General features: G+C 72.2%; 13 protein-coding genes. 10 read left to right on the forward strand and 3 right to left on the reverse strand.

What is annotated here, in order from left to right; all coding sequences use genetic code 11:
* Window positions 1–132 precede the first annotated feature (132 nt).
* The 3 genes from JOL79_RS22405 to JOL79_RS22415 are packed head-to-tail and all read right to left on the reverse strand — an operon-like array spanning window position 133 to window position 2,435.
* Window positions 133–843: a helix-turn-helix transcriptional regulator gene (locus tag JOL79_RS22405; RefSeq protein WP_210157846.1), complete on the reverse strand. Its 711-nt coding sequence runs from the start codon at window positions 841–843 to the stop codon at window positions 133–135.
* A 57-nt stretch (window positions 844–900) separates the two neighbouring features.
* A complete protein-coding gene (locus tag JOL79_RS22410; RefSeq protein ID WP_210157847.1) occupies window positions 901–1,356 on the reverse strand; it encodes a helix-turn-helix transcriptional regulator in 456 nt (151 codons plus the stop codon).
* 47 nt (window positions 1,357–1,403) lie between these two features.
* On the reverse strand, window positions 1,404–2,435 hold the full coding sequence (locus tag JOL79_RS22415; RefSeq protein WP_210157848.1) for a PHP domain-containing protein: 1,032 nt from the start codon (window positions 2,433–2,435) through the stop codon (window positions 1,404–1,406).
* A gap of 411 nt (window positions 2,436–2,846) precedes the next feature.
* Between JOL79_RS22415 and JOL79_RS22420 the strand changes: the two genes are divergently transcribed.
* The 10 genes from JOL79_RS22420 to JOL79_RS22465 all read left to right on the forward strand — a co-directional run bounded on the left by JOL79_RS22420 (window position 2,847) and on the right by JOL79_RS22465 (window position 13,122).
* Entirely contained in the window at window positions 2,847–3,362 is a 516-nt protein-coding gene (locus JOL79_RS22420) for a hypothetical protein (RefSeq protein WP_230985273.1), read from the forward strand.
* Between the two features lie 2 nt (window positions 3,363–3,364).
* Window positions 3,365–4,528, forward strand: coding sequence for a glutathionylspermidine synthase family protein (locus JOL79_RS22425; RefSeq protein WP_210157849.1), 1,164 nt, complete (start codon window positions 3,365–3,367; stop codon window positions 4,526–4,528).
* A 14-nt stretch (window positions 4,529–4,542) separates the two neighbouring features.
* Window positions 4,543–4,989 carry a DUF350 domain-containing protein gene (locus JOL79_RS22430; protein WP_210157850.1) on the forward strand — a complete coding sequence of 149 codons (447 nt, stop codon included), beginning with the start codon at window positions 4,543–4,545 and terminating at the stop codon, window positions 4,987–4,989.
* A 139-nt stretch (window positions 4,990–5,128) separates the two neighbouring features.
* Entirely contained in the window at window positions 5,129–6,754 is a 1,626-nt protein-coding gene (locus tag JOL79_RS22435; RefSeq protein WP_210157851.1) for a DUF2079 domain-containing protein, read from the forward strand.
* A 126-nt stretch (window positions 6,755–6,880) separates the two neighbouring features.
* Window positions 6,881–8,029 (forward strand): PucR family transcriptional regulator, encoded by a 1,149-nt coding sequence (locus JOL79_RS22440; RefSeq protein WP_230985294.1) that lies wholly within the window; start codon window positions 6,881–6,883, stop codon window positions 8,027–8,029.
* 161 nt (window positions 8,030–8,190) lie between these two features.
* On the forward strand, window positions 8,191–9,087 hold the full coding sequence (locus JOL79_RS22445) for an ACP S-malonyltransferase (RefSeq protein ID WP_210157852.1): 897 nt from the start codon (window positions 8,191–8,193) through the stop codon (window positions 9,085–9,087).
* Window positions 9,084–10,040: a beta-ketoacyl-ACP synthase III gene (locus JOL79_RS22450; RefSeq protein WP_210157853.1), complete on the forward strand. Its 957-nt coding sequence runs from the start codon at window positions 9,084–9,086 to the stop codon at window positions 10,038–10,040. Before JOL79_RS22445 ends, JOL79_RS22450 begins: the two co-directional genes overlap by 4 nt.
* A gap of 73 nt (window positions 10,041–10,113) precedes the next feature.
* Window positions 10,114–10,353 (forward strand): acyl carrier protein, encoded by a 240-nt coding sequence (locus JOL79_RS22455; protein WP_210157854.1) that lies wholly within the window; start codon window positions 10,114–10,116, stop codon window positions 10,351–10,353.
* Window positions 10,354–10,459: 106 nt separating this feature from the next.
* The gene (gene fabF, locus JOL79_RS22460; RefSeq protein WP_210157855.1) at window positions 10,460–11,692 is read left to right on the forward strand and encodes a beta-ketoacyl-ACP synthase II; all 1,233 of its coding nucleotides are present in this window, start codon (window positions 10,460–10,462) and stop codon (window positions 11,690–11,692) included.
* A gap of 14 nt (window positions 11,693–11,706) precedes the next feature.
* A complete protein-coding gene (locus tag JOL79_RS22465; protein WP_210157856.1) occupies window positions 11,707–13,122 on the forward strand; it encodes an acyl-CoA carboxylase subunit beta in 1,416 nt (471 codons plus the stop codon).
* Window positions 13,123–13,240 lie beyond the last annotated feature (118 nt).

The following is a 13,240-nucleotide window of genomic DNA, read 5'->3' on the forward strand; positions in this document are numbered from 1 at the left end:
TCCCGCGTTTCAGCGTTTCCCCTGCGTTACCGCCGCCTCCCTCTGGTGATCCCCCTGGTGATCCCAGCGGCCCGGTGATCCCAGCGGCCCGGTGATCCCAGCGGCCCGGGGACTCCGGCGGTTCCGCCGCGGTCAGCCCAGCACGGGCGTACGCGCGATTACGTCGGGCATGTCGGGGTCGAACGTCTCCATCGGGCGCCTCGGCACCCGCTCCCCGGTCAGCACCGCGTCCGTGATCCGGTCGAGCCGGAAGACCCGGGTGGCGTCCCGGAGCCGGCACCACCCGACGAGATACCACGAGCCGGTCCGGCCGCCCACGAACGCGCCAGGCTCGACCTGCCGGCTCGTCGCCGTGCCCTGCGCGTCGACGTACCCGATCCGCAGGGCGACGCCCTTGAGCAGCGCCTCCTCGATGACCCGGTCGACCGGGCCGGGACGCTTCTGCTCCGGCTCGTCCACGCCGAGGATCTGGACCCGGCCGGCGAGCTCCCGCGCCCGTTCCAGCTCGGACCTGGGCATCGCGGCGACCAGCTTGCGCAGCGCGCTGCGCGCGTCGGCGGCGAACGGCTGGTCTCCGCGGCTGAGCGCGATCGCGACGGCCACGGCCTCCGCCGGGGTGAAGTTGAGCGGGGGCAGCGACATGCTCCGATCGAGTGCGTAGCCGCCCCTGCGGCCGATCTCGGCGTAGATCGGCACGCCCGCCTCCTGGAGCGCGCAGATGTCCCGCTCGATGGTCCGCGGGCTCACCTCGAAACGCTGGGCGAGCTCGCGGGCGGACCTGCACCGCGGGGAGATCGCGCGCAGGTCTTCGACGATCGCGTAGAGCCGGTCGGTTCGGTTCACAGGCGAGACGGTAGGCCACGCCTCCGACATTTTCGCTGAAGCGTTCGATTACCGAGGTCAGCCGACGGCCTCGGCGAGCCGGGAGAGGCGGTCACGGCCGGGCTCGGGGAACCGTTCGCCGGTCGGCACCGCCGACGAGATCCGGTCGAGCCGGAAGACCCGCACGTCCTCCCGCAGCCGGCACCAGGCCACCAGATACCAGTGGCCGCCCCGGCCGCCGAGGCAGATGCTCGGCTCGACCTCCCTGGACGTCGGCACGCCCTTGCCGTTGACATATTCGATCCTGAGCACCTCACGGCGCAGCAGCGCCCGGTCGACGGCCTGCCGCACCGCCTCCGGACCGGGGATGGAGTAGCCGCCAGGGGCGATCCGGATGGGGACTCCGGCCTCCCTCAGCTTCGCGACGTCGCGGACGACGGTGCTCCTGCTGACTCCGAGCCGCGACGCGAGCTCGCGCGCGGACAGACTTCCGCCGGACCTGAGCTCCTGCACGAGCACGTCTCGGCGTTCCATGATTCGAAACTACGCCGACAACCCCCGCGAAACCGGTGTAACACACCTCACTCGGACGCCACAGGACCATCACCCCAAGCCCCCCAGGGCAGGGTGTTGAGGATCCGGTCCGGCCCGATGCCGCACAGCGCCGCACGCTCGCAGCCGAAACGCTGCCAGTCGAGCTGGCCCGGGGCGTGGGCGTCGGAGTCGACGGCGAACCGGCACCCCATCTCGTACGCCAGCCGCAGCAGCCGCTTCGGCGGATCCAGCCGGTCGGGCCGCGAGTTGATCTCCACGGCCACGCCGAACCGGCGGCACGCCTCGAAGACGATCTCCGGGTCGAAACGCGACTCCGGCCGCAGCCCGCCCCGGCGCCCGCCCGATCTGACGATCCGGCCCGTGCAGTGGCCGAGCACGTCGACGTGCGGGTCGGCGACGGCCGTCACCATCCGCCGCGTCATGTCCTCGGGGTCCATCCGGAGCTGGGAGTGGACGCTCGCGACCACCACGTCGAGCCGTTCGAGCAGCTCGGGCTCCTGGTCGAGGGAGCCGTCCGCGTTGATGTCCACCTCGATCCCGGTCAGGATCCGGAAGGAGCCGCCGTACGATTCGTTGAGCTCGGCGACCACGTCGAGCTGGCGGCGCAGCCGGTCGGCGGACAGGCCGCCCGCGACGGTCAGCCGCGGCGAGTGGTCGGTGAGCGCGAGGTACTCGTGCCCGAGCCCCCGCGCCGCCTCGGCCATCTCCTCGATGGGCGAGCCGCCGTCCGACCAGTCCGAGTGGCTGTGCAGGTCGCCCCGGAGCGCCGCGCGCAGCGCGCCCGCCGCGTCGCCGAGGTCGACGTCCTTGGTGTCCTCCAGCCTCCTGAGGTAGGTCGGCACCTCGCCGTTCAGCGCCTCGGTCACGGCCAGGGCCGTCACCTTCCCGATCCCCTTCAGGTCGGTCAGGCCGCCGGTGCGCGCGAGCCGTACGAGCTCGTCGTGAGGCAGGTCGGCGACGGTGGCCGCGGCCCCGCGGAACGCGCGCACGCGATAGGTGGGCTCACCGGCCCGCTCCAGCAGGAAGGCGATCCTCTTGAGTGCCTCGACCGGATCCACATCCGCACGTTACCCCGCACGTCGCCTGGAGAGTCGCGCCGCCGGGCGGCCCTTTTCCGGGAACCTCGCCCGCATCTGTCCCGTTGACACCAACCGGCGGTATCGTGTCCCGACTCGACAGCAGGAGCCCGATTGGCACACTCCGAGGAGCGCCCCGAGCCTCCGACCGAACCTCCACCGCCGACCGGCTCGCAACCGCCCGAACCGGCCTCGTCCGAACCGGCACAGTCTGTACCGGCACAGTCTGTACCGGCACCGCGCGAACCGGCCACCCCCGGACCCGCACCGGCCGAATCGGGCCAGACCGAACCAGGCGAGGCCGAATCAGGTGAGACCGAGCCGGGCCAGGCAGAACCGGGCGGGACGGGGCAGGACGCGGACGGGGCCGTCGACCCGGATCGGACCCGGCCGATGCGGTCACCCGCCGCCGCGGGACCGCCGCCACGCCCTCGCCCGGCACCGGACGACGCCCCGCTCCCCCCGCCCCCGGCCCCTCCGGGACCGCACCCGGTACGGCGCCTGCCGCCCATACAGCGGCCGCCGTCCCCGGCCCCTCCGCCCGGGATCAAGTCCTCCACCGCGATCAAGCTGGGCACGATCGGCGTGCTGTCGGCGCTGGTCGTGGCCTTCTGCGCGGCCCAGGACAGGTACGGCGACTACGAAGAGGTCGGCGCCGACTGCGTGGACATGTCCACCCCGCAGCCCGACGGGACCTACCCCGTGGTCGACGACGACTACTGCGACGACGACAGCCACGTCTACCACGGCTCGCACGGCGCGTACCGCTGGTACTACGGCGGCACCCGCACCGGCCTCCGGGTGGGGGGCGGCACCACCGTGCGGCCGCCGGACGCCGAGATCACGACGAGGTCGGGCCGCGTCGTGCAGCGCGGCGGGTTCGGCTTCCACTCCGGCGGGGGCGGCTGACAGTGCGGAGGGAGACCTCGCCGCCCAGGGACGGCTGGGCCGGCATCGTCGAGTCGCAGGGGCTCGCGTACCACCGTTCCGCCCATCCCGAGGGCCTCGACCGGCCGTACTGGGACGAGGGCGTCCACTACGTCTTCACGCTCGACGAGGTCCTCGGCCTGGAGGATCAGGTGGAGGAGCTCCACCGGATGTGCCTGGCGGCGGCCGACCACATCGTGACGCGCAATCGCTTCGCCGACCTCGCCATCCCTCCGCAGTGGCACGCGGCCGTCGCGGAGTCGTGGCGGCGGCGCGACCCGCACCTGTTCGGCCGCTTCGACCTGCGGTACGACGGCACGGGCCCGGCCAAGCTGCTGGAGTACAACGCCGACACCCCCACGAGCCTGGTCGAGAGCTCGATCGTGCAGTGGTTCTGGCTGCGCGACGTCTTCCCGGACGACGACCAGTGGAACTCGGTGCACGAGCGGCTCATCGACCGGTGGAGGTCGCTGACGCTGCAGACCGGCCCGGTGCACTTCGCCTGGACCAACGCTGACGAGACGGGCGAGGAGGCGATGACCGTCGGATACCTCCAGGAGACCGCGGAACAGGCCGGGCTGAAGACGGTCGCGGTGGCGATGGAGGACATCGGCTGGGACGCGCTCAACCGCCGGTTCGTCGACATCGAGCACCGCGTGATGCGGACCGTGTGCAAGCTCTACCCATGGGAGTGGATCGCCGCCGAGCCGTTCGCGCCGCACGCCCTGGCCCAGCGGGCCTCGATGACCTGGATCGAGCCGCCGTGGAAGATGCTGCTGTCGAACAAGGCCCTGCTGGCGATCCTGTGGGAGCTGTACCCGGGGCACCCCAACCTGCTGCCCGCCTACCTCGACGGCCCCCGCGAGCTCGCGGGCACCACCGGCTATGTGCGCAAGCCGCTGCTCGGCAGGGAGGGCGCGTCCATGCGCGTCGTCGCGCCCGGGGTCGAGGTCGAGACCGAGGGCGGCTACGGCGCGGAGGGCTTCGTGTTCCAGCGCTTCGAGCCGCTGCCCGACTTCGACGGCTGGCGGCCCGTGCTCGGCGCCTGGATGGTCGCGGACGAGGCCGCCGGGCTCGGCATCCGGGAGACCTCGGGCCTCATCACCGACGACACCTCGTCCTTCGTCCCCCATCGCATCCACGGCTGAAAGCGAATCCCCCCATGAACACCGCATCCGCATCGCTCCCCGATGTGCTCGGGCACGGCGCCCTCGCGATCCTGGCGTACGCGATCCTCGGCGTGCTGCTCCTGGTCGCCGGGTTCTACGTCGTCGACCTCGCCACGCCCGGGCGGCTCAGCGCCGTCATCCGCACGGACCGCAACCCCAACGCGACCGTGCTCGCCGCCTCCAGCCTCGCCGGAGTGGGCCTCGTCGTCGCGGCCTCCATCTGGTCGTCGGGCGGCGCGCTGGCCGAAGGGCTGCTCGCGACGCTGGTCTTCGGCCTGGTCGGCATCGCCGTGCAGACGCTCGGCATGGTCGCCTTCGACAAGATCGCCGGAATCTCGGTACGCGACCTGGCCCACGAGCCCTCACTGCAGCCCGCGGCCATCCTGCTCGCCGTGACCCACTTCGTGATCGGCCTCATCACCGCGGTCGCGGTCCTGTGACGGCGGCCCACCCGCGGGATGGAAGTTTCATCACCCCGCACGACCGATTCGGGGCCGACCAGCGCCTTCTCGCGGCGGCCTCCGGCACACGGCGTGGCGGCGTAGAACGTTTCCGACATCACGACGTACCCTCATGGATGTGATCAGGGGGACCGCGACGCCCGAGGGGCCCGCGAGGGGAGCCGCCGAGACCGTTCCGCACGCCGGGACGTCCGCCGCAGAAACCGAGTCGCCGGAGGCCGAGGCGGAGACGCCCGCCGCCGGCGCGCAGGCTCCCCCGCCGGAGACGGAGACGCACGACACGACGCGCACGGCGGTCACCGGGAGCGACCCGGTCCCGCCCGGCACCACACCGCGACGGCGGCTGCCGGGCCCGCACGCGCTGGCGCTCGGCGTGATGTGCGCGCTGGCCACGGTCCTCTACTGCGCGGTCTCCCTGCTGCGCTTCGCCCACTACCAGTTCAGCAGTTACGACCTGGTCATCTTCGACCAGGCGGTGCGCGGATGGTCCCGGTTCTCCCTGCCTCTCGTGCCGCTGCGCGGCGTAACGGGCGGCTTCGGGATGGACTACAACCAGCTGGCCGACCACTTCTCGCCGATCCTGGCGACGCTCGCCCCGTTCTACTGGCTGCACGACGGGCCGCAGACCCTGCTCGTGGCGCAGGCCGTGCTGTTCGCCCTGGCCATCCCGTTCGTGTGGAACTTCACCCGCCGCGTGCTCGGGACCCCTCACGCCTACCTCGTCGCCCTCGCGTACGCCATCTCCTGGCCGATCGCGCAGGCGACCAACGTGGAGTTCCACGAGGTGGCGTTCGTGCCGCTGCTCAGCGCGATCGCGATCGAACGGCTGCACGCCGGGCGGCGGCTCCCCGGTGTGCTCGCGGTGGCGGGCCTGCTGCTCACCAAGGAGGACATGGGCCTCATGGTGGCGGGCCTGGGCGCCTGGCTCTTCTTCACCGGCCGGCGCGAGCTCGGCGCGGGCCTGGCACTCGCCGGGCTGACCGTGCTGGAGGTGGTCCGCAAGCTGGTGATCCCGCTGGCCGGCGGCAAGCCCGAGTACTACATGCGCTACTCCAAGCTCGGCCCCGACCTGCCGCAGATCCTGTGGAAGCTGGTCACGCACCCGCAGCAGGCGGTCGTCATGCTCTTCGACGACCACTCGAAGTGGAACACGTGGGGGCTGCTGCTGTGGCCGGCCCTGTTCCTCTGCCTGCTGTCGCCGCTGGTGCTGGCCGCGCTTCCCCTGATCATGGAGAGGCTGCTCGCCGACTCCGACAACTGGTGGTCGACCGGGTGGCACTACGACGCCTTCGTCGTGGTGATCCTGCTGCTCGCGGGGGTGGACGGCGCCGCCCGCCTGATCCGCTTCCTGGAGCGGCGCGGGCTGCTGCGGCGCGGCCACGGGCTGAAGCTCGCCTACGCCGGAGCCGTCGCCGCCGTCGCGATCACCACGGTGCCGTACCGGCCGTTCGACCAGCTCATGACGCCCGACTTCTACCATCCCGACCAGCGCGCGGCGACGCGGGCCCTCGCCCTCAGCATGGTGCCGGCCGGCACCGTGGTGGAGGCGACCGACGACTTCGGGGCGAGGCTGTCCGGACACGACACCGTGCTGTGGTGGGACTACCAGAAGCGCGGCACGCCGTGGATCGTGGCCTCCGTCAACGGCGACCTCCGCGGGGTCGTCGACAGCTACCTCACCGAGGGCTACGAGCTGAAGTTCGACCAGGAGGACATCATCGTCCTGCACCGCATCGGCTCCTGACGCGCGCGCGTGGCGCGTCCGGCTCGATGACCTGGCACTCTAGAGGGCGTGAGCGCACGGGGCGAGCAGATCGAGGCGAACGGGCACGGCGCGGACGTCGTTCGTACGGCCGACCAGGGAGAGCCGATGAGCGACAGGATCCGGGAGGACACGGCACGACGGCTGGACCGGGCAATGGGCAGCCTCGGCACGGCGGCCATGTCCCGCATGGAGGAGCAGCTCTCCTGGTATCGCGCGCTGTCGGCGGAGGACCGGTCCTGGGTCGGGCTGGTGGCGCAGGCCGGCATCGCCGCGTTCGTGGAGTGGTTCGGCCACGCCGGCGAGGGCCGGCCGACGCCGAGCATCGAGTTCTTCGGAACGGCCCCGCGTGAGCTCAAGCGCAGCGTCTCCCTCCAGCAGACCGTCGACCTGGTGCGCATCGTGGTCGAGGTCGTGGAGGCACAGGTCGACGAGCTGGCCGCACCGGGCGGCGCGGAGCCGCTGCGCCACGCCATGCTGCGCTACACCCGCGACGTCGCCTTCGCCGCCGCCCAGGTGTACGCGCGGGAGGCGGAGGCGCGCGGATCCTGGGACGCCCGGCTGGAGGCGCTCATCGTCGACGCGCTGGTCAGAGGGCAGGTCGACGACGGGCTGCACTCATGGGCGGCGGCGCTCGGATGGACGTCGGCGCCCGTCGTGGTCTTCGCCGGCCACACGCCCGACGACGACCCGCAGAGCATCATCGACGGCCTGCGCGACAAGGGCCGGCGCGTGGGACACGAACTGCTCGCCGGTGTGCAGGGCGACCGGCTCATCGTCATCGTGGGCGGGGCGGGCAGCGTGAAGGACGCGGCCCGGATCGTGGTGCCACGCTTCGGGCCCGGCCCCATCGTGATCGGACCCGAGGTGCCCGATCTGCACGCGGCGGCCAGCTCGGCCCGGGCCGCCATCGCCGGGCTGCGCGCCGCCGCGGGCTGGCCCGACGCCCCCCGGCCCGTCCTGGCCGAGGAACTGCTGGCCGAACGCGCCCTCGACGGCGACGAGGACGCCCGCGCCCAGCTCGTGGAGAACGTCTACCGCCCGATCGCCGGCACGCCTCTCCTCGACACCCTGGCGACCTACCTGGAGCAGGGGACGTCGCTGGAGGCCACCGCCCGCCTGCTGTTCGTGCACCCCAACACCGTGCGATACCGCCTGAAGAAGATCACCGAGCTGACCGGGTACCAGCCGACCGAGGGACGGTCGGCCTTCACCCTCCAGGTGGGCCTCATCCTGGGCCGTCTGTCCTCCCCGTAGACGGCCCGCCCACGGCCCACCTGCCGGGACGCCGGCCGGGGCGTGAGCGGGGCGCTTAATCGCCCGGATATCGAAACTGTAGGAGCCCCACAAAGGACGGACCACAAACTTCGTTCGGATCTCCATCAGTGTGGTGAACCTCTACAGGGCAGGGTTGATACGTGCTCGTCATCGTCGCTCCTGGCCAAGGTGCCCAGGCTCCAGGCTTCCTCACTCCGTGGCTCGACATCCCGGTGTTCCGGGACCGCATGGCGGCCTGGTCGGAGATCGTCGAGCTGGACCTGATCGAGTACGGCACCGAGGCCGACGCCGAGGCGATCAGGGACACCGCGGTCGCCCAGCCGCTGCTGGTGGCCGCCGCCCTCGCGTCGTACGAGGTGCTGGACGTCCGTCCGGACATCGTGGCGGGACACAGCGTCGGCGAGCTGGTCGCCGCGGTCGTCGCCGGAGTCCTCACCCCCGAGCAGTCCCTCGCGCTCGTCCGCGAACGCGGGCGGGCCATGGCCGCCGCCGCGGGCATGGCGGAGACCGGGATGGTCGCCGTCCTCGGCGGCGACGAGAACGAGGTGCTCGACGCCATCGACAAGCACGGGCTGACTCCGGCCAACATCAACGGCGCGGGCCAGATCGTGGCGGGCGGCATGCTCGACCGGCTGGCGGCGTTCACCGCCGAGCCGCCCGCGAAGGCGCGGCTTCGTCCTCTGTCGGTCGCCGGCGCCTTCCACACGGTGCACATGGCGCCAGCGGTGGATCACCTGGGCCGGGAGGCCGCGGCCCTGGTCCCGGCCGACCCCAAGATCACTTTGTTGTCCAACGCGGACGGAGCGGCGGTCGCGACCGGCGCCGAGTTCCTGACCCGGCTGGTCGGCCAGGTCGCCAACCCCGTGCGTTGGGACGCCTGCATGGCCACGATGGCCGAGCGCCGCGTGACCGCCATGATCGAGCTTCTCCCCGGCGGTACGCTGACCGGCCTGGCCAAGCGGACCCTGCCCGGTGTGACGACCGTGGCCATGAAGACTCCCGAAAACCTGGACGCGGCCCGAGAGGTAGTCAAGTGAGGCTCAGTCAAGGCGCCCCCGGCGCGAGGGTGCTCGCGTTCGGCGGCTACCAGCCCGCCGAGGTCGTGACCAACCACGATCTCGCCGCCCGGATCGACACCAACGACGAATGGATCCAGAGCCGGGTCGGCATCAAGGAGCGGCGCGTCGCCGGGCCGCAGGAGTCCGAGATCGACCTCGCCGTCCAGGCCGGCGGCAAGGCGCTGGCCGCGAGCGGCCTGTCCGCGGACGACATCGACCTGGTCATCGTGGCCACCTGCACCCTTGAGGCGCAGATCCCCAACGCGGCCGGACGGGTCGCCCACCGGCTCGGCATCGAGGCGCCCGGCGCCTTCGACGTGAACGCCGCGTGCGCCGGGTTCTGCTACGGCCTGTCGGCCGCCAGCGACGCCATCCGCGCCGGTTCGGCCACGAACGTGCTGGTCGTCGGCAGCGAGAAGCTGAGCCAGTGGGTCGACTGGGACGACCGCGCGACCGCCGTCATCTTCGCGGACGGCGCCGGCGCGGCCGTCGTCGGCCCCTCCGAGGTCCCCCGCGTCGGACCGGTCGCCTGGGGCAGCGCCGGCGACAAGGCGGAGGCCATCACCATCAAGGACCGCAGGTCGTTCCTCCAGCAGGAGGGGCAGACCGTCTTCCGCTGGGCCACCACCGCGCTCCACCCCGTGGCCCTCCTGGCGTGCGAGCGCGCGGGCGTCGACCCGGCCGAGCTCGGCGCCTTCGTCCCCCACCAGGCGAACCTGCGTATCGTGGAGGCCATAGCGCGTAAGCTCGGTGCGGATCAGGCGGTGATCGCCAGGGACATCGTGCTCTCGGGGAACACCTCGGCCGCGTCGATCCCGCTCGCGCTCTCCCGCATGATCGAGCGTGGCGAGGTGGCCTCCGGCGATCTCGCCCTGCTGCTGGGCTTCGGCGCCGGGCTGACCTACGCCTCCCAGGTCATCGAGATCCCCTGAGACTTGTACGGCCCGCCGTACATGGCAGGAAACGCAGAACACCGGAAACACGTAATCAAGGAGTAGTCGCGACATGGCACTGACCGAGCAGGAGATCCTCGCGGGCCTCGGCAAGATCATCAACGAGATCACCGGCATTCCGGCCGCGGAGGTCTCCCCTGAGAAGAGCTTCGTCGACGACCTCGACATCGACTCCCTGTCCATGGTCGAGATCGCTGTCGCGGCCCAGGACGAGTTCGGCGTCGAGATCCCCGACGACCAGCTCAAGCACCTGAAGACCGTCAAGGACGTCATCAACTTCATCCAGGCCTAGGCCCCATCCGGGCCCGGCGCCACGACGAGAGACGGCGGCGGCCGCCCGACGCGGCCCACGTCCGGGGGCGGGAGCGCTCCCGGCGATCAAGAGGAGTGCGAGACAAGTGAGTAAGGACCGGGTACGTGTCGTCGTCACCGGGCTCGGCGCGACGACGCCTCTCGGTGGAGACGTCGCCTCGACCTGGTCGGCGCTCCTCGACGGGCGGTCGGGCATCCGGACGCTCACCGGGGACTGGGTCGACTCCGTTCCGGTGAAGTTCGCCGGACTCGCGGCCGTCGACCCGAACGAGGTGCTCCCCAAGCCCGAGGCGAGGCGGCTCGACCGCGCCGAGCAGTTCGCGCTGATCGCGGCGCGGGAGGCCTGGCGGGACGCCGGTTCCCCCGAGGTGGAGCCGGAGCGGCTCGGCGTCGTCGTCGGCAGCGGCATCGGCGGCATCACCACGATCCTCAACGCGTACGACACGTTCAAGGAGAAGGGCTGGACACGGCTGTCGCCGTTCACCGTGCCCATGCTCATGCCGAACGGAGCGGCCGGCTGGATCAGCATCGAGCTCGGCGCCCGGGCGGGCGCGCACGCCGTGGCGAGCGCGTGTGCCACCGGCGCCGAGGCGGTCGGCTACGCGATCGAGATGATCCGCTCCGGCCGGGCCGACGTGGTCGTCGCCGGCGGCACCGAGGCCGCCATCCACCCGCTCAACATCGCCTCGTTCGCGGCCTCGCGCGCGATGTCGACCCGCAACGACGAGCCGGAGCGGGCCTCGCGCCCCTTCGACCGCGGCCGGGACGGCTTCGTGCTCGGCGAGGGCTCGGGCGTCATCGTGCTGGAGTCGGAGGAGCACGCGCGGGCCCGTGGCGCGCGGATCTACGCCGTGGCGGGCGGCGTCGGCTACTCGGCCGACGCGCACCACATCACGCTCCCGGAGCAGAGCGGGGCGGGCGTCATGGCCGCCATGCGCGACGCCCTGGAGGACGCGAGCCTGACCGGCGACGACATCCGCCACGTCAACGCCCACGCCACGTCCACCCCGGCGGGCGACGTGCTGGAGACGATCGCGATCAGCAAGGTGATCGGGTCGCATCCGCTGGTCACCGCCACCAAATCGATGACGGGCCACCTCCTGGGCGGGGCGGGAGGCGTCGAGAGCGTGTTCACGATCAAGGCTCTCGCCCACCGGATCATCCCGCCCACGATCAATCTGGACGACCTCGACGACGGCATCGAGGTGGAGATCGTTCGCGACTCCCCCCGGCCGCTGCCCGAGGGTCAGCTCGCCGCGGTCAACAACTCGTTTGGGTTCGGCGGCCACAACGTGGCCGTGGCCTTCACCACTGTTTGACAAGGGAGCCTCGGATGACCGTGCCGGACAACGGGGTGGCCGCGGCCGCGGAACACGCCGCGGACCCTCGTGATCCCGTGCGTCGGCTGAGCGACCTGCTCGACGAGGGATCGGTCCGGCCCGTCTCCTCCCCCGACGACCGCAGCGGCGTGCTCGCCGTCACCGGCCGGATCGAGGGCGTGCCCGTGGTGGCCTTCTGCAGCGACGCCCGGGTGCAGGGCGGCGCGATGGGCAGCGCGGGCTGCGAGCACATCGTGCACGCGTACGACGTCGCGGTGCGCGAGCGCGTCCCGATCATCGGTGTCTGGCACTCCGGGGGCGCCCGCATCTCCGAGGGCGTGGAGTCGCTGCACGCGGTGGGCCGGGTGTTCGCCGCCATGACCAAGGCGTCCGGGGTGGTCCCGCAGATCTCCGTGGTGGTCGGCGCTGCCGCCGGCGGGGCCGCGTACGGGCCGGCGCTGACCGACCTGGTGATCCTCTCCGACGAGGGGCGCATCTTCGTCACCGGGCCCGACGTCGTCCGCAGCGTCACCGGCGAGCAGATCGACATGGCCTCGCTGGGCGGCCCGGAACCGCACAGCAAGCGCAGCGGCGTCGTCCACGTGGTGGCCAAGAGCGAGAGCGAGGCCCTGGTCAAGGCCCGCCAGATGGCGGTGCTGCTCGGCCACCAGGGCCGGATGCGCGAGGTCGACGACGCCGACTTCAGCGGCCTGCTGCCCGACAACGTCCGCCGCGCGTACGACGTCCATCCTCTGGTGAACGGGCTGCTCGACGAGCCCGGCCTGGAGCTCCACCCCAAGTGGGCCCCGAACATCGTCACCACTCTCGGCCGCCTCGGTGGCCGTACCGTGGGAGTGATCGCGAACAACCCGCTGCGGCTGGGCGGATGCCTCGACTCCACCTCGGCCGAGAAGGCCGCCCGCTTCGTCCGCATGTGTGATGCCTTCGGGGTTCCGTTGATCGTGCTGGTCGACGTCCCCGGCTACCTGCCCGGCGTGGGCCAGGAGCACGACGGCGTGGTGCGCCGGGGCGCCAAGCTGCTGCACGCCTTCGCCGAGGCGTCGGTGCCGCGCGTCACCCTGGTCACCCGCAAGGCGTACGGCGGCGCCTACGTCGCGATGAACTCCCGCGCGCTCGGCGCGACCCGCGTGTTCGCCTGGCCGACGGCCGAGATCGGCGTCATGGGGCCGGTCGCCGCGGTGCGGGTGCTCAAGCGGCGCGACCTCGCGGCCGCCTCCGACGAGGAGCGGCCGGCGCTCGAGGCGCGGCTCGCCGCCGAGCATGAGAAGGCGACGGGCGGCCTGGCCCGCGCCATGGACATCGGCGTCATCGACGAGATCATCGAGCCCGCCAAGACGCGGGGCGCCATCGCCCGGGTGCTCGCCCACGCCACCCCCGCGCGGGGCGCGCACGGCAACATCCCCCTCTGACGTCGCCGGCCCCCGTAACCACGGGCCCCATAATCACGGGCGCAGGCACCACGAAGCGCCGGTCCTCCAGCGGAGGGCCGGCGCTTCGGTCTGTCAGCGCGCCGGCGGCCGGGCCGGG

This window comes from Microbispora oryzae (genome assembly GCF_017896165.1).
Lineage (GTDB): Bacteria > Actinomycetota > Actinomycetes > Streptosporangiales > Streptosporangiaceae > Microbispora > Microbispora oryzae.